A 23,569-nucleotide genomic window follows, 5' to 3' on the forward strand; every position below is an offset into this window, starting at 1 on the left:
AGTTCATTTGATAAGGAGTTTCAAGCTGAAATAGAAACATTATCCTCATTTATAAACATCGTCAAGGTAAAACAGCAAAGTACCTCCACTTTTGTAGTCCCTTAATTACTTGGCGGAATTATATTTGCGAAAATTCGGTGGGAATCATCGGCCACACAATAAATCTTTGTGGCTTTTGCCTCTGAGAACATAGCGGTAATCGAAAGAAATTTTATTGTATTTAATAATCGGCGGAAACGAAGTGCGTTTCGTGAGAATTTATTTACTTTGTGCTCGAAAACAAGGTTCAGAAAGACTGTGACAGAAGAAAACCTCATAGCGAGTACAAACCCGAAGCGGAAGCGGAGAAAATGGCTCCGGGCGGCCCTCTGGGCGGTATGCAGTCCCGTCGTACTGCTGCTGGTGCTCATGGTGCTGCTCTACGTCCCGCCGGTGCAGAACTTCCTGCGCCGACAGGCCACCGCCGCAGCTTCGCGGGCCACGGGCATGGACATCGCGGTGGAACGCATCGGCCTGCGTTTCCCCCTCAGCCTGCGGGTGGACGGCGTGCGGGTGGTACAGCCCGCCGACACGGCTTCCGGCACGCGGCCCGACACCCTGCTCAGCCTTCACACCCTGAACGTGCGCATCCGGGCAGTACCCCTGCTGCGGGGCAAGGTGGTGGCAGACCACATCAGCCTCGCCGGCGTCCGGCTGAACACGGCCGACCGGGTGGACGGAATGCGCATCAGCGGCACCCTGGGACGGTTCTTCCTGCGGAGCCGGGGCATCGACCTGCGCCGCGAGGAGGTCGCGCTGGACGACGTCGAACTGGCGGACACCCGGCTGCACGTCCTCCTGAACGACACCACCGACGAACCGGAAGACACGGCGTCGGCCCCCTTGAAGTGGAAGTTCACCCTCGAACACCTGAAGCTGAAGAACATCGCCGCCACGCTGGACTTGCCGCACGACTCCGCTTCGCTGTCGGCCTCCATCGGCGAACTGGCCCTCGACCATGCCGAAGCCGACCTGGGGAGGCAGCGGTACGCATGGGAGCGCTTCCTGCTGGCGGGAGCTTCGATGCGGTGCGATACGGGCACGGGAGAGGCGGCCGAAGGCTTCGACGCCGCGCACATCGGCCTCCGCGACATTCGGATGGGCATCGACTCGGTCTTCTACCACGGGCGCACCCTGAACGCGGTGATCCGCGAATGCAGCCTGAACGAGCGGTCGGGGCTGAGCCTCACGTCTCTCGGCGGACGCATCTTTGCCGACACGGCGCGGATATACATCCCCGAACTCCATCTGCTGACCCCTCATAGCGAAGTGCGGCTGTCGGCCCAGTCCCATTGGCAGTTGGTGGAGACCCCCACCACCGGCCGGCTGTCGGCACGACTGGAGGCGCACATCGGCAAGCAGGACGTGCTGCTCTTTGCCGGCGGCCTGCCCGAAGCCTTCAAGCGCGACTATCCCTTCCGTCCGCTCGTCGTCCGGGCCGGCACGGAGGGCAACCTGAGCCGGATGCAGATTTCGCGTCTCTCCGCCGACCTGCCGGGCGCCTTCTCGCTGCGCGGAGGAGGAGAGCTGTGGAACATGACCGATACCCTGCGCCGCTCGGCGAAGCTGGAGCTGGACATGGAGACGCGGAGCCTCGGCTTTCTCGCCTCACTGGGCGCCGACGCCTCCGGCAAGAGTCCCTTCGCCATCCCCGACAGCATGAAGCTCACCGCCCGCATGGGCCTCGAAGGAAGCCGCCTCTCCGCCTTGCTGCGGATGGACGAAGGCGGGGGAAGGGTGGCGGCGAATGCCTCCTACGACTTGACGACGGAAGCCTACCGCGCCGCTCTGGCCGTAGACTCCCTGCAACTCCACCACTTCCTGCCCCACGACAGCCTCTACACGCTGACCCTCCATGCGCGCGCCGCCGGACGGGGCACCGACTTCGCCTCGCCGCGCACCCTGGCCGACGTGTCCCTCCGCCTGGACGGCCTCCGGTACGGCCGCCTGAACCTGAGCGGCATCGAGCTGAAGGCGGGCTTGAAATCCTCTTTGGCCACCGCCCGCCTGACGAGCCGTAACGCCTTGTTGAAGATGAATGCCGATGCCGCCCTCCGCCTCGGACGAAGGTATTGGGACGGCCGGCTGCGGATGGACGTGGAGGATGTAGGGCTGTATTCGTTGGGCCTCTTGCCGGAACCCCTCGCGCGTCCCCTTGCTTTCAACGTGGAGGCCGAAGTGCGCCGCGACACGGTGCGGATGGAGATGGAGGCCGGCGACCTGAACCTGTGGGTGCGGGCACGGGGCACTGTGAACCGCCTCATGGAGCAGAGCGAACGCTTCGCCTCCCTCCTGATGCAGCAGATAGACGACCGCAAGTTGGACCATGCCGCCCTTCGCCGGGCGCTTCCCTCGGCGGGCATGTTCGTCCGGGCCGGAAAAGACAACCCCGTGAACGCCCTGCTGGAGCAGTATCACATGGGCTTCGACGAGCTGCGGCTGGGCTTCGGCTTCACCCCCGACACCGGCATCAACGGGCGCGCGTCGATAGACGGCTTCCACACGGACTCGCTGCGGCTCGATACCCTCTTCCTGGCCGTCCATCAGGACACCACCCGCATCCGGCTGGAAAGCGGCCTCATCAATACGCCCCGGAACCCGCAGTTCGCATGCCGCTCGCTGCTGAAGGGCGAAGTGCGGAGCGAGGATGCCGAGCTGACCTTGGACTTTGAAGACGAGAAGGGCGAGAAAGGCATCCTCTTCGGCATCAATGCCCGCTCGCTGAGCGAAGGGCATGGCAAGGGGAACGGCATCCTGCTGAACCTCACCCCCGAACATCCCATCATCGCCTACCGGAAGTTCTCGTTTTCCGAGCAAGCCAATTGGATTTATCTCCATAAGAACATGCGCGTCTATGCCAACGTAGACATGGATAGCGACGACGGCCTCTGCTTCCGCATGCAGTCCGACCGCGAAGATACCCTCTCCCTGCAGAACATCGGCGTCGAGCTGAACCGCTTCCGGCTGAGCGAACTAAGCCAAATCATGCCCTATCTGCCCCGGCTGACCGGCCTCCTCTCGGCGGAAGCCCATTACATACAGACCGAAAAATCCTTACAAGTATCCGCCGAAGCCGACATCCGGGAGCTGACCTACGAGAAGCAGCCGGTGGGCGACGTGGGCCTCGGAGTGACCTGGCTGCCCGGCGAAGAGAAGGACCACTACCTGAGTACCTACCTTCTCTACAACAATCAGGACGTGCTGACGGCCGATGGAACCCTCGTCACACAGGGAGACAGAAGCCGGATGGACATCCATGCCGACATCACCCGCCTCCCGCTGGCTATGGCCAACGCCTTCGTGCCCGACCGGATGGCCACCCTCAGCGGCAAGGCCGACGGCGAGCTTCAGATAGGCGGAAACATGGACAAGCCGGTGGTGAACGGCCGCTTGGCCTTGGATAGCGCCAACGTCTACGTCAAGATGTTGGGGGCGCGCTATTGGATGGACAATCGCCCCCTCCGCTTGGAGAATAACCGTCTGATATTCGACAAGTTTGCCATCTACACGACCAGCGACAATCCCTTCACCATCCAGGGCGATGTAGACTTCCGCGATATGGATAGGCCGACGGCCAACCTCACCTTGCTGGCCCGCGACTATACGCTCCTCAATGCCAAGCGCACGCGCGAAAGCCTGGTCTATGGCAAGGTGCAGGTCGACTTGGCGGGGACGGTCAGCGGCCCTCTCGACGCCTTGAAGATGCGGGGCCGGATGAATCTGCTCGGCACCACCGATGTCACCTACGTATTGACCGATTCGCCCCTTACCGTAGAAGACCGCCTGGACGGGCTGGTGTCTTTCGTCTCCTTCCGCGATACGTTGTCGGCGGCATCGGCTCCCGTGGCCAATGTGCCGCTCGGCGGGCTGGACATGCTGATGTCCGTCCACATCGACGATGCCGTGCGCCTGCGTGCCGACCTCAGCTCCGACCGCTCTCAGTACATCGAGTTGGAAGGCGGCGGCGACCTTTCCTGGCAATATACCCCGCAGGGCGATATGAGCCTGACGGGGCGCTATACCTTCAGCGGCGGGGTGATGAAGTTCTCCCTGCCCGTCATCCCGCTAAAAGCCTTCCAGATTGTAAGCGGCAGCTATGTGGATTGGCGGGGCGACGTCATGGATCCGATGCTGAGCTTGAAGGCCCAGGAACGCATGCGGGCCTCCGTGGCCGATGGAGACGACGGTAGCAGCTCGCGCATGGTGAACTTCGACGTATCTATCGCCTTGAATGGACGATTGGGAAGCCCCGAATTGGTATTCGACCTCACCGCCCCCGAAGATGCTACGATCGAAAACCAGCTTCAAAGCATGGGAGCCGAAGAACGCAGCAAGCAGGCCATCACCATGATGGCCACTGGCATCTACCTGAACGATGGGGTCAAAGGAGGAGGCTTGACGATGGGAAACGCCTTGAATAGCGTGCTCCAAAGCCAAATAAATGCCTTGGCCGGCGGAATGAAAGGGGCCAGCATCAGCGTCGGCATCGAAGACCGGACTTCCGCCGAGACGGGCGATAAGCAGACCGACTATAGCTTCCGCTACTCGCAGCGCCTCTTCAACGACCGCGTGCAGATTATCATCGGAGGCAAGGTCTCGACCGGCGCCAATGCCACCAACGACATGGAGTCCTTCATCGACAACGTTTCTCTGGAATACAGGCTCGACCCTTCGGGCACACGATACATCCGGGCTTTCTACAACAAGAACTACGAAAGCGTGCTCGAAGGAGAGATTACCGAGACCGGCGTGGGCCTCGTCCTGCGCCGTAAGATGGACCGCTTGAGCGAACTCTTCCTTTTCAGAAGGAGAAAGCCCCGGATACCCACACCGGAGAAGCCCTCCGAAACACCGGCCCGGCCCGCATCCGAAGCCGATAAACGCTTGTAAAAATTGGACTTATGAAGAAGATTGCCGCATACACGATTGCCGTACTCCTCCTGGCCGCCTGCTCCACTACGAAGCACCTGCCCGAAGGAGAAGTACTCTACACGGGGCAGAAAGCGATGATCGTGCATAATCCCACCCCGACCCAGGTGGGCGAGACCGCCATCGAGGAAGTGGAAGCCGCTCTGGCTGCCGCTCCCAACAATTCTCTCTTGGGCAGTTCCACGATACGCACCCCCTTCCCCTTCGGTTTGTGGCTCTATAACGGCTTCCAGAAATATGAGAAAGGATTGGGCAAATGGATATTCAACCGCTTTGCCGCCGACCCCGTGCTGATGTCTTCCGTCAACCCCGACATCCGCCTCAAAGCCGCTTCCAACCTGCTGCGCGATTACGGCTACTTCAATGGAGTGGTCAGCTATGAGACGTTCACCGACCCCAAAGACTCGCTCAAGAGCAAGATACAATATACGGTGGACATGGGCAACCCCTACGTAATAGACACCGTGACCTATCGCGGCTTCAGTTCCCGTACCCGGCGCATCATGGAGCTGGGACGGCGCCGCTCACTCATCAGCCCCGGCGAACAGTTCAACGTGCTCGACCTCGATGGGGAACGTACCCGCATCAGCACCCTGCTGCGTAATGTGGGTTGCTATTACTTCCGGCCGGATTACCTGACCTACCAGGCCGATACCACGCTGGTGCCGGGAGGACACGTCAGCATGCGCATGATGCCCGTGCCGGGTATGCCGCCCGTGGCCGAGAAGCCTTTCTACTTAGGCCGAAAGACCTTCGAGATTTTGGGCAAGAAGGGCGAGGCACCCAACGACAGCGTGGACTACAAGGGCCTGCGTATCTACTTCCACGACAAGCTGCGCGTGCGCCCCAACATGCTCTACCGCTGGACGGACTACAAAAGCTTCCGCCTCAAGCGCCAAGTGCAGGATAGTGCCGGCATCAGCCGCCAGCGCTCCGCCGAGAACCTCTATAGCCTCTACAGGCAGGCACGTGTGCAGGAACGCCTGGGCAATGTGGGCATCTTCCGTCTGATGGAAATGCAATTCACGCCCCGCGATACCGCCTTCGTATCCGATACGCTCGACCTGAACATCCGTTTGGCATTGGATAAGCCCTACGATGTCGAACTGGATTTCAATGTCAAGATGAAAAGTAATAACCAGGTAGGTCCCGGCGCGTCGTTTACGTTGACGAAAAACAACGTTTTCGGAGGCGGAGAAAGCTGGAATGTGGAGCTGACCGGGTCGTATGAATGGCAGACGGGGGCCGCGCACTCGTCATTGATGAATAGCTATGAATACGGCATCTCCACGTCGCTCGTCTTCCCCCGTGTGGTTTTCCCCCGCATGGGCGACCGCGAATACGACTTCCCCGCCACGACCACCTTCCGCCTCTATGCCGACCAGATGAACCGAGCCAAGTACTATAAGCTCCTCGCCTTCGGCGGCAATGCCACCTACAACTTCCAGCCGAAGCCCACCGGCAAGCACAGCCTGACGCCCTTCTGCCTGACCTTCAACGTGCTGCGCGACCCTACACAGGCCTTTCTCGACTTGCAGGCAGAGAACCCAGCCCTCTATGTCAGCCTGCGCGACCAGTTCATCCCGGCCATGGAATACACCTATACCTACGACAACCTGTCCCGGCGGAAAAACCGCCCCGGCAGCCATTGGTGGCAGACTACCCTGACCTCGGCAGGCAACTTGACTTCGTGCATCTACCGACTGGCGGGAGAACCTTTCGACAAGCGGGAGAAGCAGCTCTTGGGCGTCCCCTTCGCCCAGTTCGCCAAGCTCAATAGCGAGTTCCGCTATAACTACCGCATCGACCGGAGCCAATCGCTGGCGGCGCGTGTGGCAGCAGGCTGCGTCTGGTCTTACGGCAATATGCTCTCCGCTCCCTATACCGAGCAGTTCTATATCGGCGGGGCCAACAGTGTCCGTGCCTTCGCCGCCCGCAGCATAGGCCCCGGTGGCTATACTCCTGCCAATGCCGAGGCCGACAAGTACGGCTTCATCAACCATGTGGGCGACATCCGCTTGGAGGCCAACATCGAATACCGCTTCCATCTCCTTGCCGACCTTCACGGTGCCGTATTCCTCGATGCGGGCAACGTTTGGCTGCTTCGCTCCGATGCGGGCCGTCCCGACGGCGCCTTCACGCTGAAGAAATTCCCCGAACAAATCGCACTGGGCACGGGTTTCGGCCTGCGTTATGACTTGGACTTCCTCGTCTTCCGCCTCGACTGCGGCGTCGGCCTTCACGACCCGTCGAAACTTTATCGTGACCGATATTACAACATCGGCAAGTTCAAGGACGGCCTGGCCCTGCATTTCGCCATCGGCTACCCGTTTTAGAAGAATTTTGTACGATATTGCCAAAGAATGTGTCATTTTATTCCTCTTCCTGCCATTTATTTCTTACATTTGTTGCACGAAAATAAGAGGAGGCCCGGCAATAGAAAGAAGCGAGCTTATTTTGTATTGCTTCCGCCTTTCTCTATTTTTGTCGGGTGAAACGTAAGAACACATTAACCTTTAAATAATTAATTGATTATGAAACCTACTCTTTTCTTATTGGCAGCCGGCATGGGCAGCCGCTACGGAGGATTGAAACAGCTGGACGGGCTGGGCCCCAACGGCGAAACCATCATGGACTACTCCATTTATGACGCCATCAAGGCCGGATTTGGCAAGCTCGTCTTTGTTATCCGTAAGGACTTTGAACAAGACTTCCGCGAAAAAATCCTCTCCAAGTATGAGGGACACATCCCCTGCGAACTCGTATTCCAATCGCTCGACGCCCTGCCCGAAGGCTTCACCTGTCCCGAAGGCCGCACGAAACCCTGGGGAACGAACCACGCCGTTATGATGGGCGAGAAAGCCATCAAGGAACCGTTTGCCGTTATCAACTGCGACGACTTCTACGGCAGCGACACTTTCCGGGTGATGGGCAAGTTCCTGGCCGCCCTGCCCGAAGGTTCGAAGAACGTCTATTCGATGGTGGGCTTCCGTGTAGGCAACACGCTGAGCGAGAGCGGCACCGTATCGCGCGGCATCTGCACTACCAACGAGAATCGCCTGCTGACCTCTGTCGTAGAGCGTACCAAGATTCAACGAATTGATGGGGAAGTGAAGTACATCGACGACAACGGAGAATGGACGGCTACGGCCGACACTACTCCTGTCAGCATGAACTTCTGGGGCTTCACTCCCGACTACTTCGCCTACAGCAAGGAGTTCTTCAAGGCCTTCCTTTCCGACCCGAAGAACATGGAGAACCTGAAGAGCGAATTCTTCATCCCGCTGGTAGTGGACAAGCTCATCAACAATGGCACGGCTACGGTCGAAGTGCTCGACACTACCAGCAAGTGGTTCGGCGTCACCTATCCTGAAGACCGCCCGGATACGGTGGCCAAGATCAAAGCACTGGTCGATGCCGGCGAATATCCCAATAAGTTGTTCTAAACAGACAAGGTAGCGATACCTCTCTATAAGATAGCTGCACGGTTGCTGATATGCAACCGTGTTTTTTTGTCCGTATTATGACGTGACATGTTGACACGATACTTTATGGCCCTCTGACGCAGTGCTTTCTCAGGGTGTCATGCAGTGCTTCGTTAGGGTGCCATGCAGTGCTTCGTCAGGATGTCATACAGTGCTTCGTTAAGGGGCCATGCAGTGCTTCGTCAGAAAGCCCTGCCCTGTAACGGATATGTACCCTAAACTATGTTCTTTTAACTCTTCAAAAAGATAGAGAATGGTCGATAAATGATATTTAGCACCGGATAAGTGTCCATTATTCATTGTTAATCACTACCTTTGCGTGCTCAAATGAAAATGACATTGAAACAATTATGATATCTGTAGAAGGACTGAAAGTGGAATTCAATGCCACGCCTCTGTTCGAAGACGTGTCCTACGTCATCAATAAAAAAGACCGCATCGCTCTGGTGGGCAAGAACGGCGCGGGCAAATCGACCATGCTGAAAATACTGGCCGGATTGCAGCACCCTACGGCTGGCATGGTATCCATTCCCCGCGAATGCACCATCGGTTACCTGCCGCAGGTAATGGAGCTGAACGATGAGCGGACGGTGATGCAGGAGGCTGAGCTGGCTTTCAGACACATCTTCGAGATGCAGGCCGACATCAAACGCATGAACCAGGAACTGGCCGACCGCACCGACTACGAAAGCGCGGACTACCAGAAACTTATCGATCGTTTCACGCACGAAAACGACCGCTTTCTGATGATGGGCGGCACGAACTATCAGGCGGAAATAGAACGTACACTTCAGGGCTTAGGCTTCAGCCGTGCGGACTTCGACCGCCCCACAAGTGAGTTCTCTGGCGGATGGCGTATGCGCATCGAGTTGGCGAAACTTCTGCTCCGCTGCCCCGACGTGCTCCTGCTGGACGAACCCACCAATCACTTGGACATCGAGTCCATCCAGTGGCTGGAGAACTTCCTCGCCACGAGGGCCAATGCCGTAGTGCTCGTCAGCCACGACCGCGCTTTTTTGAACAACGTCACGACCCGCACCATCGAAATCTCCTGCGGACGCATCTACGACTACAAAGTGAAGTACGACGAGTTTGTTGTCCTGCGCAAGGAGCGCCGCGAGCAACAGCTCCGCGCCTACGAGAACCAGCAGAAGCAGATAGAGGACACCGAAGCCTTCATCGAGCGCTTCCGCTACAAGGCCACCAAGGCCGTACAGGTGCAGAGCCGCATCAAGCAGTTGGAGAAAATAGAACGCATTGAGGTGGATGAGGAAGACAATTCCGCCCTGCGCCTGAAGTTTGTCTGCTCCAGCCGGAGTGGAAACTACCCCGTCATCTGCGAAGACGTCCGTAAGGCCTACGGCGAACATGTGGTCTTTCACGACGTCAACTTCACCATCAACCGGGGCGAAAAGGTAGCTTTTGTAGGCAAGAACGGCGAAGGCAAGTCTACGCTGGTGAAATGTATCATGGGAGAAATAACCGACTATACGGGCAAACTCACGCTGGGGCATAACGTGCAGATAGGTTACTTTGCACAAAACCAGGCCCAGCTGTTGGACGGCGAATTGACGGTGTATGACACTATTGACCGTGTGGCTGTGGGTGACATCCGCTTGAAGATACGCGACATCCTGGGGGCTTTCATGTTCGGCGGTGAAGCCTCGGACAAGAAGGTAAAGGTACTCAGTGGCGGCGAGCGCACCCGCTTGGCGATGATTAAACTATTGCTTGAGCCGGTGAACTTCCTCATCCTCGACGAACCGACCAACCATTTGGACATGCGGTCCAAGGATGTGCTGAAGGAAGCCATCCGCGACTTCGACGGAACAGTGATTATTGTAAGCCATGACCGTGATTTTCTTGACGGGCTTGCGACTAAAGTCTATGAGTTTGGCGGCGGAATGGTGAAAGAACACTTGGGCGGCATCTACGATTTCCTGCAGAAGAAGCGGATAGAAAACCTGAACGAATTGCAGAAGACACCCTCCCTGTCGGAGTCGCCTACGGGGGCAAAGAAGCCGTCGGCAGCAGAAGCGTCTCAGGTCTCGTCGGGTCGCCTGTCCTACGAAGAGCAGAAGGAACTGAACAAGCGTCTGAAGAAATTGGAGCGCCGTGTGGCCGATTGTGAAGCCGAAATCGAACAGATAGAATCCGCCATCGCCATCCTTGAAGAGAAAATGGCTACGCCCGAAGGCGCTTCGGACATGTCGATCTACGAACAGCATCGGAAACTGAAGCAGCAGCTCGATCGCGTGATGGAAGAGTGGGACGTCGCTTCGACCGAACTGAAGGAAACCCGGAAATAGGTATTGAGAATATAAACTTTTAAACAATAGTAATTATGAATTTGAAGTATTATTTCCCCGTTGCAGCTCTTTGCCTGGCATTGGCATCCTGCAACACCGGCAAGCAGCAGACGGCCCTGACCGCAGGCATCGACCTTGCCAACTTGGACACGACTAATCTGTTGGGTACGGACTTTTACCGCTATGCCTGTGGCGGTTGGATCAAGAACAATCCACTGACCGACGAGTATTCCCAGTATGGCTCGTTCACCGCTTTGAGCGAAAACAACCGCAAACAAATTCAAGGCCTTATCGAGGAACTGGCCACTACGCAACACGAGGCCGGCTCTGTCGCACAGAAGGTGGGCGATATGTATAAGATTGCTATGGACAGCGTCAAGCTGAACCGGGAAGGTGTGGCCCCCATTAAAGCCGAACTCGACCGGATTGCTGCCCTGAAAGACAAGAAAGAACTCTATCAGTTGCTGGCCGAGATGTATAAAAAAGGCATCCCTGCCTACTTGGCCGTCTATGTGGCTGCCGACGAGATGAACAGCGACATGAACGCCGTACAGATGGCCCAATACGGCCTGAGCATGGGCGACCGCGACTATTACCTGCTCGACGATGAGGCTACCGTGAAGATTCGCGAGGCCTTTAAGGAGCATGTCACGAAGATGTATCAGTTGGCCGGCTTCGACGCCGCTGCTGCCGAGCAAGGCATGAAGACCGTCATGGACGTGGAAACCCGTCTGGCTAAGGCTTTCCGTTCGCGTGTAGAGTTGCGCGACCCTCATGCCAACTACAACAAGATGACGATGGCCGACATCAAGAAACAATACGCCACCTTCGACTGGGACGCCTATCTGAAAGGAATCGACCTGAATGACGTGAACGAAATCATTGTCGGCCAGCCTGCTTCAATCGAGACTTCGGTCAAGATTATCGACACCCTGCCTCTCGACCAGCAGAAGCTTTATCTGCAATGGAAGTTGATTAACGCTGCCGCCAGCTACCTGAACGACGCCATGAAGGAGCAGGACTTCAACTTCTATAGCCGCACGATGTTGGGCACACAAGAGATGCAACCCCGCTGGAAGACAGCCGTAGGTGTGGTAAGCTCCATGTTAGGCGAGGCTGTAGGCCAGATGTATGTAGAGAAATACTTCCCTGCCGCCGCCAAGGAACGTATGGTAGGCCTCGTGAAGAACCTTCAGACGGCCTTGGGCGAACGCATTCAGGCCCTCGAATGGATGAGCGACTCTACGAAAGTAATGGCTTTGGAGAAGCTGTCTACCTTCCACGTAAAGATAGGCTATCCTGACAAATGGAAAGACTATAGCACCCTGGAAATCAAGGACGACTCCTATTGGGCAAACATCGAACGTGCCAACTTGTGGGAACATGCCGAAATGGTGGGCAAGGCCGGCAAGCCTGTCGACAAGGACGAATGGCTGATGACGCCTCAAACGGTGAACGCTTACTACAATCCGACGACCAATGAAATCTGCTTCCCTGCTGCCATTCTGCAGCCTCCTTTCTTCGATATGAATGCGGACGACGCCTTCAACTACGGAGCCATCGGCGTGGTAATCGGCCATGAAATGACTCACGGATTCGACGACCAGGGCCGCCAGTACGACAAGGACGGAAACCTGAAAGACTGGTGGACGGAAGAAGACGCCAAGAAGTTCGAAGAGCGTGCCAACGTGATGGTAGCTTTCTTTGACAGCATCGAAGTGGCTCCTGGCGTACATGCCAACGGCAAGATGACGCTGGGCGAGAACATTGCCGACCATGGCGGCTTGCAAGTTTCCTTCCAGGCCTTCAAGAACGCCACGACTGATGCCCCGCTTGAAGTGAAAGACGGCTTTACACCCGAACAGCGTTTCTTCCTGGCTTACGCAGGCGTATGGGCCAACAACATCCGCCCCGAAGCCGTACTTCAGCGGACTAAGACTGATGTACACTCGCTGGGCGAATGGCGTGTGAACGGCGCCCTGCCTCACATCGCCGCCTGGTATGATGCTTTCGGCATCACCGACAAGGATCCGATGTTCGTCCCCGCCGCCGAACGCGTGTCTATCTGGTAAAATATCCTTTATTGCCGAATCGCATGGCGTATCGGCGAGAATACTTTTTGAAATGCCTGCCCTCCCCTTTGTGGAAGGGCGGGCATTTTTTTGTCGGATGGAAAAGCATCGTTTTCCGAGGCGGAAAGCACCGTTTCTCCAAGAGGAAAATACCGCTTTCCCGACAAGAGAGGGCAAAGCGGAAAAAGACATAAGTTTCTCATTCTTTTCTTTTAATTAGAATAAATTTCTTGCCAAAGTGTATATAGGTAAACCAACAAAATTCGTAACTTTGCAAGGTTATTATATATACGCATAAAAACCATATAGTCATGACGGAAACAAAGAGAATAAAAACAGCATTGGTATCCGTTTACCATAAAGACGGTTTGGATGAAATCATCACCAAACTGCACGAGGAAGGGGTGGAATTCCTCTCGACAGGCGGCACGCGCCAGTTCATTGAAGGACTGGGCTATCCCTGCCGTGCAGTGGAAGAACTGACCACCTATCCGTCCATCCTGGGTGGCCGCGTGAAGACGCTCCATCCGAAAGTGTTCGGAGGCATCCTGTGCCGCCGCGACGTAGAGCAGGATCGGCAACAAATCGAAAAATATGAAATCCCCGAAATAGACCTTGTTATCGTAGACCTCTATCCGTTTGAGGCAACCGTAGCCGGCGGAGCACCCGAAGCAGACATCATCGAGAAAATCGACATAGGCGGCATCTCGCTCATCCGTGCCGCCGCCAAGAATTACAAGGACGTGGTCATCGTAGCTTCGCAGGCGCAGTACCAGCCCCTGCGCGACATGCTGATGGAACATGGAGCCGCTACTTCGATTGAAGAGCGCCGCTGGTTTGCCAAAGAAGCTTTCGCCGTTTCATCGCACTACGACTCGGCCATTTTCAACTATTTCGACGATGGAGAAGGAAGCGCTTTCCGCTACTCGGCCAACAATCAGAAGACCCTGCGCTACGGCGAGAACCCCCATCAGAAAGGATATTTCTACGGCAATCTGGACGAAATGTTCGATCAAATTCACGGCAAGGATATTTCTTACAACAACCTGCTGGACATCAATGCGGCCGTAGACCTCATCAATGAATTTGGCAACGACACGACGTTCGCCATCCTGAAGCACAACAATGCCTGTGGTTTGGCTACCCGCCCCACAGCGATCGAGGCTTGGAAGGATGCCCTGGCGGGCGACCCCGTGTCAGCTTTCGGCGGTGTGCTCATCACGAATGCCGTCATCGACAAGGCTGCTGCCGAGGAAATCACGAAAATATTCTTCGAAGTCATCATCGCTCCCGATTATGATGTGGATGCCCTTGAAATCCTGGGACAGAAGAAGAACCGCATCATCCTGGCCCGCAAGCAGGGTACGCTGCCCGCGAAGCAGTTCCGTTCATTGCTGAACGGCGTGCTGGTACAGGAGCGCGACCTCATGGTAGAGACACCCGAAGACCTGAAGGTGGTGACCGTTAAGGCTCCTACTGCACAGGAGATAGACGATATGCTCTTCGCCAACAAGATTGTGAAGAACTCCAAATCGAACGCCATCGTATTGGCCAAGGGACACCAGCTGCTGGCCAGCGGGGTGGGTCAGACGAGCCGTGTGGATGCCCTGAAGCATGCTATCGAAAAGGCTAAGGGCTTCGGTTTCGATTTGCACGGAGCCGTAATGGCCAGCGACGCTTTCTTCCCCTTCCCCGATTGTGTGGAGATTGCGGGCAACGAAGGCATCACCGCCATCATCCAGCCGGGTGGAAGTATCAAGGATCAGCTGAGCTTTGACTACTGTAACGAGCACGGCATCGCCATGGTGACAACAGGTTTCCGTCATTTTAAACACTAAAAATAATGGGAAATTGATAGTTGAGATTGAAGAACGAGACTTCACTCTTGATTATCCATTTTCAATCTATAATTCTAATTTTTAATTCTCAATTAACAATAGACGAATGGGATTATTCTCTTTTACCCAAGAAATAGCCATGGACCTGGGAACGGCCAATACCATCATTACTTCCAACGGTAAGATTGTGGTGGACGAACCTTCGGTTGTGGCCCTTGACCGCCGCACGGATAAGATGATTGCCGTAGGCGAGAAAGCCAAGCTCATGCACGAGAAGACGCATGAGAACATCCGCACCATCCGCCCTCTGCGCGATGGCGTCATCGCCGACTTCTATGCCTGCGAACAGATGATACGTGGTCTTATCAAGATGGTGAACACGCGCCACCGCCTCTTTTCGCCTTCGCTCCGCATGGTTATCGGTGTGCCTTCGGGCAGTACGGAGGTGGAACTTCGTGCCGTGCGCGACTCGGCCGAGCATGCCGGTGGGCGTGACGTTTACCTTATCTTCGAGCCTATGGCCGCCGCTATCGGCATCGGCATTGATGTGGAAGCGCCCGAAGGCAACATGATTGTGGATATAGGGGGCGGTTCGACCGAAATTGCCGTCATCTCGTTGGGAGGTATCGTGTCGAACAACTCCATCCGCATCGCGGGTGATGACCTCACGGCCGACATTCAGGAGTACATGAGCCGCCAGCACAGCGTGAAGGTCAGCGAGCGTATGGCCGAGCGTATCAAGATACATGTGGGAGCCGCCCTGACCGATCTTGGCGACGATGCCCCCGAAGACTATATCGTACACGGTCCGAACCGCATCACGGCCCTGCCTATGGAGGTGCCCGTGTGCTATCAGGAGGTGGCCCACTGCCTTGAAAAATCCATCTCGAAGATCGAGACGGCCATTCTCAGCGCGTTGGAAAATACGCCGCCTGAGTTGTATGCCGACATCGTACACAACGGGATTTACCTGGCCGGTGGAGGCGCCTTGCTTCGCGGACTCGACAAACGTCTGACGGAGAAGATCAATATCCCCTTCCACATCTCCGAGGATCCCTTGCACGCTGTTGCCAAGGGTACGGGCATTGCCCTGAAGAATGTAGACCGTTTCTCGTTCCTGATGCGATAAGTAATCAGCGGTTGGTGGTAAGCGGTTAGCGGTGAGTAGCCCATCTGAATGGGGAGATACTAACCACTTGCCACTAACCGTTCATCATTAACCGCTAACCGTTATAAGACGTGCGTGATCTTCTTAACTTCCTGTTAAAGTACAATCACTGGCTCCTCTTCTTGCTACTTGAGGCAGTCAGCTTATTTTTGCTGTGCAACACGGGAGCATACCAGCACAGCGTAGCCCTTTCGTCCGCCAACGTGATAGCAGGAAAGGTTTACGAAATAACGGGAAACATCACGTCCTATTTCCATTTGAAGGATGCCAACGAAGACTTGCTCGACCGCAATATGTGGCTGGAGCAACGGGTTTTACAACTTGAAAGCGCTTTATCTGGATACGTAGGCGACTCCGCCATTCGCCAGACGTTGGAACGCTTCATGCCGGCAAATGCGGAAATCGAACAAAGCTTTAAGGCTCATGTGATAAAAAACAGTTTGAACCGGACAGACAACTATATAACTCTCGACCAAGGAAGTGCAGCCGGTGTCAAACCTGACATGGCCGTAGTAAGTGCAACCGGTGTAGTAGGAATTGTCTATCGCACTTCTTCGAGCTATTCTTTGGTACTCCCTCTGCTCAATAGCAAGTCCAGTATCAGTTGCAAAATACAGGGAAGCGACTATTTCGGCTATCTGAAATGGGAAAGGAACGATCCTCGCTATGCCTATTTGAAAGACTTGCCGAGACATGCAGAGTTCAATTTAGGCGATACAGTTGTCACCAGCGGATTTTCATCCGTCTTTCCGCAAGGGCTTATGGTGGGAGTTGTCGATGACATGGCCGACTCAAACGATGGGTTGTCCTACCTGCTCAGAATCAAACTTGCAACGGACTTCGGCAAACTGAGTTCTGTCCGTATCCTTGCCAGACGCGGGCAAGAAGAACAAAAAGCGTTGGAACAAGAACAATAGTCCTAAATTCAGAAATAAAAGAAATGACAATAACCTATCTACATAAAGCAGGATGGCTTGTCGCACTGGTTTTGTTGCAGGCATTGATATTGAATAACCTCCACATCGGTGATTATGCCACCCCTTTTCTATACATCTGCCTTCTGCTGAAATTTGAGACGGACGTACCGACAAACAGGTTGATGTTATGGGCTTTTGTATTGGGATTGCTGGTCGATATTTTCTCTGATACCCCCGGTTTGAATGCCGCAGCAACGGTACTTCTCGCTTTCGTCCGCCCTACACTGCTGAGACTTTTTGTTCCCCGTGATTTCCAAGAGACATTTATCCCTGCCATCCATACCATGGGAATAAACGTCTTCCTGAAATATGCGGCCACGGCCGTATTTCTTCACCATGCTGTGTTGCTCTCACTTGAGGCATTCTCCTTCGCCCACCTGCCGGAGTTGTTGCTGCGTATCATTTCCAGCACCCTCTTTACTCTGCTTTGCGTACTGGCTTTGGAAATGCTCATCCAAAAAGAAAAATGATGAAACGAACTGAAAAATAACAGACTGATGGCGAAAGATTATACATTTGAGAAGCGGAAATACATCCTCGGGGCAATCGTCGTTTGCGTCGTCCTGATATATATCCTCCGACTGGCAGGCCTTCAGATCTTCTCGGACAAGTATAAGCGCTACGCCGACAGCAATGCTTTCCTTAATAAAATACAATATCCCTCACGTGGAGCCATTTACGACCGAAACGGTAAACTGCTCGTTTTTAATCAACCGGCCTATGACATCACATTCATCCCACGTGAAGTGACACAACTCGACACACTCGACTTCTGCCGCTCGCTGGGAATTACCCGTGAACAGTTTCTGCAACGCATGGCAGAAGTCCGCAACTTTCGGAAAAATCCAGGCTACTCCAAATACACCCCGCAAGTATTTATGACGCAACTTTCGGCCGAAGAATGCGGCGTTTTCCAGGAAAAACTCTATAAGTTTCCCGGTTTCTCCATCCAGCGACGCACCACCCGCCAGTATTCCTACAATTCGGCAAGTCACGTCTTGGGCGACATTGGTGAGGTATCCATGCGCGATATTGAAAAGGATGATTATTACATCCGGGGAGATTACATCGGCAAACAAGGAGTAGAACGTTCCTACGAGAAATACCTTCGTGGCGAAAAAGGGGTAGAAGTCCTGTTGCGTGATGCACACGGCCGCATACAAGGACATTATATGGACGGCCAACTGGACCGCCCGTCGATACCCGGCAAGAACTTGAAACTGGGTATCGACATCGACCTTCAAATGTTGGGTGAACGCCTGATGCAAAACAAAATAGGCTCCATTGTAGCTATTGAACCTAAAACCGGTGAAATTCTCTGCATGGTGTCTTCTCCCAGCTTCGATCCATATATGTTGATTGGCCGGCAACGTGGAAAGAACCATCAACTTCTGGAGAAAAACCGTCAAAGGCCCTTGCTGAACCGCGCCATTATGGGTACCTATCCTCCTGGATCGACTTTCAAAACGACACAAGGCCTGATCTTTTTGGAAGAAGGCATTATTCAGGAAGACACTCCTTTCCCATGCTCACATGGTTTTGTCCACCGTGGTCTGCGAGTTGGATGTCACGGACATGCAGCTCCCCTCCCGCTTATACCGGCCATTGCCACTTCCTGTAACTCCTATTTTTGTTGGGGATTATACAAAATGATTGGTGACAAGAAATACAGCTCTCCGCAGGAAGCACTTACTGTATGGAAAGACGACATGGTGTCACAAGGATTCGGCTACAAGCTGGGAGTTGACCTACCCGGAGAGTTACGTGGCTTCATTCCCAATTCACAATACTATGACCGCATCTACCGTGGTTCTTGGAACGGACTGACAATTATCAGTATTGCCATCGGCCAAGGAGAAATTCTGGCCACTCCATTGCAGATTGCCAATTTGGGAGCGACGATTGCCAACCGTGGGTACTTTATCACTCCACATGTAGCAAAAGAAATACAGGACAATCCGCTGGACAGCCTTTATCAGGCAGTACGCACTCCGACAATCCGAAAAGAATATTATGAGGACATCGTGAAAGGTATGCGGGCAGCCGTTACGGGAAGTACTGGCAGCGGAACATGCCAGTTGATAGGCGCATTGCTTCCCGAAGTAGAAGCCTGCGGAAAGACCGGTACGGCACAGAATCCGCATGGCAAAGACCATTCCGTCTTTATGGGTTTTGCTCCGATGAACGATCCCAAGATAGCTATTGTCGTCTATGTAGAAAACGGAGGCTGGGGAGCAACATACGGTGTACCTATCGGTGCATTAATGATGGATCAATATCTGCATGGCAAACTTTCGCCACAGAACGAGATACTGGCCGAAGATTTCAGTAATCGAGTAATTATTTATGGCAACGAGGAGAGATAGTATTTGGAAATCGCTTGACTGGATGACGGTTGTCATCTATCTGCTACTGGTCATTGGGGGTTGGTTCAGTGTCTGCGGTGCAAGTTTTGATTATGCAGACCGCGATTTTCTGGACTTTTCCACACGCGCAGGCAAACAGCTCGTATGGATTATCTGCTCTTTCGGTTTAGGCTTTGTATTATTGATGCTGAACGATATGTTCTATGATACTTTTGCCTATATCATATACGCGGGCATGCTGGTATTATTATTAGTCACTATCTTTATAGCACCAGACACAAAAGGATCACGTTCATGGCTTATATTGGGACCGGTAAGTTTGCAGCCAGCCGAATTTGCCAAATTCGCCACGGCATTGGCTTTAGCCAAGTTTATGGGTGCTTATGGCTTTGTCCTCCAAAACTGGCGCAGTGTGCTGACTATTGCCTTCCTGATAGCCTGCCCCATGCTACTCATTGTAGGACAGCGTGAAACGGGGTCAGCCTTGGTCTATCTATCTTTCTTCCTGATGCTTTACCGTGAAGGAATGCCGGGCGCGGTTCTGTTTTCTGGAGTATGTGCCGTAGTTTACTTCGTTGTGGGTATCCGCTATGCCGAAGTCACGATGCTCCATGATTCCACGTCCGTAGGCGAGTTTGCCGTGTTGTGCCTCATCCTGATTTCCGCCCCTATCCTGCTTCAGGCTTATCAGCGGAACCACACTATAGTCTGGCGGATGACGATCACATGTATAGCCGTTGTAATCTTAGCCTGTGCCATATCCGGCTGGCTATGGACATTCAACGTGGTCTATGTGCTTTGGGGGCTTTGCGCATGTACCGCAGGATGGCTGGCCTTTTTTGCCTTGCGCGAACGACGGAAGATTTATGTACTTGTCTCGGCATTCATGATCGCCTCAGTAGGCTTCTTGTACTCGTGCGATTATGTTTTCAATCAAGTTTTGGAGCCTCATCAACAAATCCGCATCAAAGTAGCACTTGGCTTGGAAGAAGATCTGGCCGTTGCAGGCTATAATGTCAACCAGTCTAAAATCGCTATCGGATCAGGTGGTCTTTGGGGCAAAGGTTTCCAGAATGGAACACAAACAAAACTGAAATACGTACCCGAACAGGACACTGACTTTATTTTCTGTACAGTCGGAGAAGAAGAAGGATTCGTAGGTTCAGTAGCTGTATTGTTACTCTACATGTGTCTGATCCTGCGTCTAATCCATTTGTCTGAACGCCAGCCTACTGTATCAGGACGTGTCTATGGATATTCCGTGTTGGGTATCTTCTTCTTCCACCTGTTTATCAACATAGGCATGGTGCTTGGCCTCACCCCTGTCATCGGTATCCCCCTCCCGTTTTTCAGTTACGGAGGCTCTTCTTTATGGGGATTTACTATTCTGTTGTTCGTATTCCTGCGGATTGATGCGGGACGTGGGAAGAGGATGAGATAACCAGCCACACCCCTATATCGCTCACTCCTTGCAGAAGTGAGTCCTGCATGGCAGGCAACAGAACAAAGCGGCAAGTGGCAGGTGTATCCAGCCGAAGCGTCGTAACGTAGGATGCATTATGATAAAGATTGGTAAAGCCTTCTCCTGTCCATCGGCCTTCGCTATCGGCCAGCATCAATCGTAAAGTGTCTGTACGGACAAGAGAATCCGCCGGAGAAGATAACATACTGGTCAATGACAGAGCCAAATTGCGGTAAGGATAATTATTGCCATGACGCACATCCACATAGACATCTAAGTCCCTGTCAGGAACCATAACGGTAGTTGTAAAGGACAGGGTGTCGTTTTTTCTCCACCCTCTGCCCTCTACAGCCTCATAATGACTATACACAATGTTTTCTCCACAAGCCGCCAATAGGATTACGGCTGTCATTGCCGTCAAAAGCCGCTGTATCACATCAACTTTGCGCATTACCGCTTTCTTTTTCTTCCCGCTTGCCATTATTCTTATCCATCGGCCTGATGTCTTTTTTCGACTTGTTGCGGCGGTTTTTCGAGCGGGAAAGTTCGGCGGATTTTTCTGCTGAAGCCTCTTTATTCTCTTCCTTGGCTTCTACCGAAGCCTGTGCGATTCCATCCTGCTTTGTTTCTGGGGCCTGTGCATCACCGCCTCCTTTATTTTTCTTCTTTTTCTTCTTACCTGCTCCATTTCCGCCACCTTTTCCTTTGCGCTTGCGGTCAAAGCGGGTCACACTTTCCTGTTCCAATAAGTCAGCCGAAACCTGCTTCTGTTCATTATCTGTTTCTGCTAAAGTATCAGGTGTCACTCCCTTACGATTCATATTGATAACCTCAAAAGCACGGAGGGCCGGAATGGTAACCAAGTTAGCAGGAATAGACTTATCGCTCGAATAGGTCACCTGCCCCGTCAGAATATCTGCCTTAAAATAGAACCATTCGGCATCTTTGGTACGAAGCGTTACCTCCTTGCTGGGCAATCGTTTTTGAGCTTCGACATAGACATCTACTTCATAGTTGAGACAACATTTCAGTTTGGCACATTGTCCGGCCAGCTTCTGTGGATTGGGCGTAATGTCCTGATAACGTGCGGATCCGGTAGAAACAGATACAAAACTGGTCATCCACGTAGCACAACACAGCTCTCTGCCGCAAGGCCCGATACCCCCAATACGTCCGGCCTCCTGACGGGCTCCAATCTGTTTCATATCAATGCGTACTCTGAAGGCCTCGGCCAGCACTTTAATGAGTTGGCGGAAGTCCACACGTCCTTCGGCAATGTAATAGAAAATGGCCTTATTGCCGTCGCCCTGATACTCCACGTCGCCGATTTTCATGTCTAACCCCAAACTAAGTGCTATTTGCCGGGCACGTATCATGGTAGGATGTTCGCGTGCCTTAGCCTCGGCATACTTCTCCATATCATTTGTTTTAGCCTTACGATAGACACGACGGATATCGGCTTCGTTACGCACTCCCGTTTTCTTCATTTGCAAGGGTACAAGGCGGCCGGTCAAGGTCACGACGCCGATGTCATGACCGGGTGTAGCCTCAACCGCCACAATATCCCCTTTCGCCAATTCCAAGTGGTTGGAGTTGCGGAAATAGCCTTTCCGCGTATTCTTGAACTGTACTTCGACATACTCCGACTCGTTCTCATTGCCGGGAATGTCTGCCAGCCAGTCATAAGTATTCAGTTGTCTGTCCTGTCGTCCACAGCTACGGAGGCAAAGCCGTCCGCTTCCGTTATGTAGTATAAAATCGGTCATAATGTATTGTTTTCAATTCTCAATTTTCTATTTTCAATTTAATCAGCACCGTCATATTCAGTATCAGGTCGAAGAATACCATCCGCGGATTTACGTTCTGCTGGATATGTTCCTGAGCCTTGCTGAGCAGGTCGGTCAAACCAACGATATTCCGCTCGTTGACGAAGGGGGCAAAACGCGTGGCAAATTGTTGTTCGTCAGGCCCCATATAGTTCATTTCCCTTTGGTGGAAGTTTGCGATAAAATTCTCACGCACCATCTGTTGGGCATATTCCAGAAACATCTTCTGTCGCTCACGCCCCAGAACAGCCACTTGCTCACTCCAAGCCTTCATACCGCGTATGTCGCGTTGCCAGGCCAAACGCATCAGTCGGGTAAAAAAATCGAAGCACAAAGCCTGCTCTCCGCTCTGTCCCATCATTTCCAACACCTTCAGAAAACTTCCGTCCGCCCTGTGGGCCATTGATTGTGCCTGTTCTTCTGTCTGCCCGTATCGGGTTGTCAACACACAGGCCATATCCTCTTCCTCAATGCGGGGCACGTAGATACGCTGCGTGCGGCTTACGATGGTGGGCAGTAAACGTTCGGGCTCTTCGCTCACCATCAGGAAGGCTGTCCGCTCAGGCGGTTCTTCCAGCAACTTCAACATCTTGTTGGCGCAAGCCTCGTTCATGCGCTCGGGCAGCCACACCACGACGACTCTCCATCCGCCTTGGCTTGACTTCAGACTCAGTTTGCGAAACGTCTGGTCGCTTTCGGTAGCATAAATCTGAGGTTGTGTATTTCCGGCGTCTATCAGTTCCATCCAGTGTCCCAGGTCGGTATAGGCGTTCTCTATGAGCATTTTCCGCCACAAAGGCAGATAGTCATCGCTTACCCGCTTGTTATTCGTGATCGGAAAAACAAAATGCACGTCGGGGTGAGTTAGTTTTTCCCACTGACGACACGAGACACACTGTCCGCAGGCTTCTCCGCCTTCAGGTTGCATGCAGCACAAGCGCCGTGCCAAAGCCAGTGCCAATGGCAGCTTGCCAGCTCCCCTCGGCCCCGTCAATAGTAACGCATGGGCTGTACGCCCTTGCTCTACCTCGGCTTTCAAGCGGCCAATCACTTCTTTCTGCCCTATGATGTCTCCAAACCCGAACATGCCATTCTCAA

At 53.7% G+C, this 23,569-nt stretch carries 15 protein-coding genes; 11 read left to right on the forward strand and 4 right to left on the reverse strand.

Annotated elements, in window-relative coordinates; genetic code table 11:
• Positions 1-258: 258 nt before the first annotated feature.
• On the reverse strand, positions 259-1,164 hold the full coding sequence (locus Q0Z70_RS08590; RefSeq protein ID WP_298073682.1) for a hypothetical protein: 906 nt from the start codon (positions 1,162-1,164) through the stop codon (positions 259-261).
• An 18-nt stretch (positions 1,165-1,182) separates the two neighbouring features.
• Between Q0Z70_RS08590 and Q0Z70_RS08595 the strand changes: the two genes are divergently transcribed.
• The 11 genes from Q0Z70_RS08595 (at position 1,183) to rodA (ending at position 20,624) form a co-directional block, all read left to right on the forward strand.
• Positions 1,183-4,929, forward strand: coding sequence for a translocation/assembly module TamB domain-containing protein (locus Q0Z70_RS08595; protein WP_298073683.1), 3,747 nt, complete (start codon positions 1,183-1,185; stop codon positions 4,927-4,929).
• 11 nt (positions 4,930-4,940) lie between these two features.
• Positions 4,941-7,304: a BamA/TamA family outer membrane protein gene (locus Q0Z70_RS08600; RefSeq protein WP_298073684.1), complete on the forward strand. Its 2,364-nt coding sequence runs from the start codon at positions 4,941-4,943 to the stop codon at positions 7,302-7,304.
• A gap of 198 nt (positions 7,305-7,502) precedes the next feature.
• Positions 7,503-8,414 (forward strand): nucleotidyltransferase, encoded by a 912-nt coding sequence (locus Q0Z70_RS08605; RefSeq protein WP_298073685.1) that lies wholly within the window; start codon positions 7,503-7,505, stop codon positions 8,412-8,414.
• 389 nt (positions 8,415-8,803) lie between these two features.
• Positions 8,804-10,762, forward strand: coding sequence for an ABC-F family ATP-binding cassette domain-containing protein (locus Q0Z70_RS08610; protein WP_298073686.1), 1,959 nt, complete (start codon positions 8,804-8,806; stop codon positions 10,760-10,762).
• A gap of 35 nt (positions 10,763-10,797) precedes the next feature.
• Positions 10,798-12,834 (forward strand): M13 family metallopeptidase, encoded by a 2,037-nt coding sequence (locus Q0Z70_RS08615; protein ID WP_298073687.1) that lies wholly within the window; start codon positions 10,798-10,800, stop codon positions 12,832-12,834.
• Between the two features lie 311 nt (positions 12,835-13,145).
• Positions 13,146-14,672 (forward strand): bifunctional phosphoribosylaminoimidazolecarboxamide formyltransferase/IMP cyclohydrolase, encoded by a 1,527-nt coding sequence (purH, locus tag Q0Z70_RS08620; RefSeq protein ID WP_298073688.1) that lies wholly within the window; start codon positions 13,146-13,148, stop codon positions 14,670-14,672.
• Between the two features lie 106 nt (positions 14,673-14,778).
• The gene (locus Q0Z70_RS08625; protein ID WP_298073689.1) at positions 14,779-15,801 is read left to right on the forward strand and encodes a rod shape-determining protein; all 1,023 of its coding nucleotides are present in this window, start codon (positions 14,779-14,781) and stop codon (positions 15,799-15,801) included.
• Between the two features lie 110 nt (positions 15,802-15,911).
• Positions 15,912-16,757, forward strand: a complete 846-nt coding sequence (gene mreC / locus Q0Z70_RS08630) for a rod shape-determining protein MreC (protein WP_298073690.1) — start codon at positions 15,912-15,914, stop codon at positions 16,755-16,757.
• A gap of 23 nt (positions 16,758-16,780) precedes the next feature.
• On the forward strand, positions 16,781-17,287 hold the full coding sequence (mreD, locus tag Q0Z70_RS08635) for a rod shape-determining protein MreD (RefSeq protein WP_298073691.1): 507 nt from the start codon (positions 16,781-16,783) through the stop codon (positions 17,285-17,287).
• Positions 17,288-17,314: 27 nt separating this feature from the next.
• Positions 17,315-19,183 (forward strand): penicillin-binding transpeptidase domain-containing protein, encoded by a 1,869-nt coding sequence (locus Q0Z70_RS08640; protein ID WP_298073692.1) that lies wholly within the window; start codon positions 17,315-17,317, stop codon positions 19,181-19,183.
• Positions 19,164-20,624 carry a rod shape-determining protein RodA gene (gene rodA, locus Q0Z70_RS08645; RefSeq protein ID WP_298073693.1) on the forward strand — a complete coding sequence of 487 codons (1,461 nt, stop codon included), beginning with the start codon at positions 19,164-19,166 and terminating at the stop codon, positions 20,622-20,624. Before Q0Z70_RS08640 ends, rodA begins: the two co-directional genes overlap by 20 nt.
• Here the strand turns inward: rodA and Q0Z70_RS08650 are convergent.
• The 3 genes from Q0Z70_RS08650 to holB are packed head-to-tail and all read right to left on the reverse strand — an operon-like array spanning position 20,566 to position 23,558.
• Positions 20,566-21,096, reverse strand: a complete 531-nt coding sequence (locus Q0Z70_RS08650) for a gliding motility lipoprotein GldH (protein WP_298073694.1) — start codon at positions 21,094-21,096, stop codon at positions 20,566-20,568. The genes rodA and Q0Z70_RS08650 overlap by 59 nt on opposite strands.
• A complete protein-coding gene (gene ricT, locus Q0Z70_RS08655) occupies positions 21,083-22,411 on the reverse strand; it encodes a regulatory iron-sulfur-containing complex subunit RicT (protein ID WP_298073695.1) in 1,329 nt (442 codons plus the stop codon). Before ricT ends, Q0Z70_RS08650 begins: the two co-directional genes overlap by 14 nt.
• A gap of 19 nt (positions 22,412-22,430) precedes the next feature.
• A complete protein-coding gene (holB, locus tag Q0Z70_RS08660) occupies positions 22,431-23,558 on the reverse strand; it encodes a DNA polymerase III subunit delta' (protein ID WP_298073699.1) in 1,128 nt (375 codons plus the stop codon).
• Positions 23,559-23,569 lie beyond the last annotated feature (11 nt).

The organism is uncultured Bacteroides sp. (genome assembly GCF_947632445.1).
In the GTDB taxonomy this organism is placed as follows: domain Bacteria; phylum Bacteroidota; class Bacteroidia; order Bacteroidales; family Bacteroidaceae; genus Bacteroides.

What these genes read in the sequence shown, in the direction of transcription:
- Q0Z70_RS08600 (WP_298073684.1), top strand. Translation starts at nt 4,941, where the DNA reads ATGAAGAAGATTGCCGCATACACGATTGCCGTACTCCTCCTGGCCGCC.
- Q0Z70_RS08605 (WP_298073685.1), top strand. Translation starts at nt 7,503, where the DNA reads ATGAAACCTACTCTTTTCTTATTGGCAGCCGGCATGGGCAGCCGCTAC.
- Q0Z70_RS08610 (WP_298073686.1), top strand. Translation starts at nt 8,804, where the DNA reads ATGATATCTGTAGAAGGACTGAAAGTGGAATTCAATGCCACGCCTCTG.
- Q0Z70_RS08615 (WP_298073687.1), top strand. Translation starts at nt 10,798, where the DNA reads ATGAATTTGAAGTATTATTTCCCCGTTGCAGCTCTTTGCCTGGCATTG.
- purH (WP_298073688.1), top strand. Translation starts at nt 13,146, where the DNA reads ATGACGGAAACAAAGAGAATAAAAACAGCATTGGTATCCGTTTACCAT.
- Q0Z70_RS08625 (WP_298073689.1), top strand. Translation starts at nt 14,779, where the DNA reads ATGGGATTATTCTCTTTTACCCAAGAAATAGCCATGGACCTGGGAACG.
- mreD (WP_298073691.1), top strand. Translation starts at nt 16,781, where the DNA reads ATGACAATAACCTATCTACATAAAGCAGGATGGCTTGTCGCACTGGTT.
- Q0Z70_RS08640 (WP_298073692.1), top strand. Translation starts at nt 17,315, where the DNA reads ATGGCGAAAGATTATACATTTGAGAAGCGGAAATACATCCTCGGGGCA.
- rodA (WP_298073693.1), top strand. Translation starts at nt 19,164, where the DNA reads ATGGCAACGAGGAGAGATAGTATTTGGAAATCGCTTGACTGGATGACG.
- Q0Z70_RS08650 (WP_298073694.1), bottom strand. Translation starts at nt 21,096, where the DNA reads ATGCGCAAAGTTGATGTGATACAGCGGCTTTTGACGGCAATGACAGCC.
- ricT (WP_298073695.1), bottom strand. Translation starts at nt 22,411, where the DNA reads ATGACCGATTTTATACTACATAACGGAAGCGGACGGCTTTGCCTCCGT.
- holB (WP_298073699.1), bottom strand. Translation starts at nt 23,558, where the DNA reads ATGTTCGGGTTTGGAGACATCATAGGGCAGAAAGAAGTGATTGGCCGC.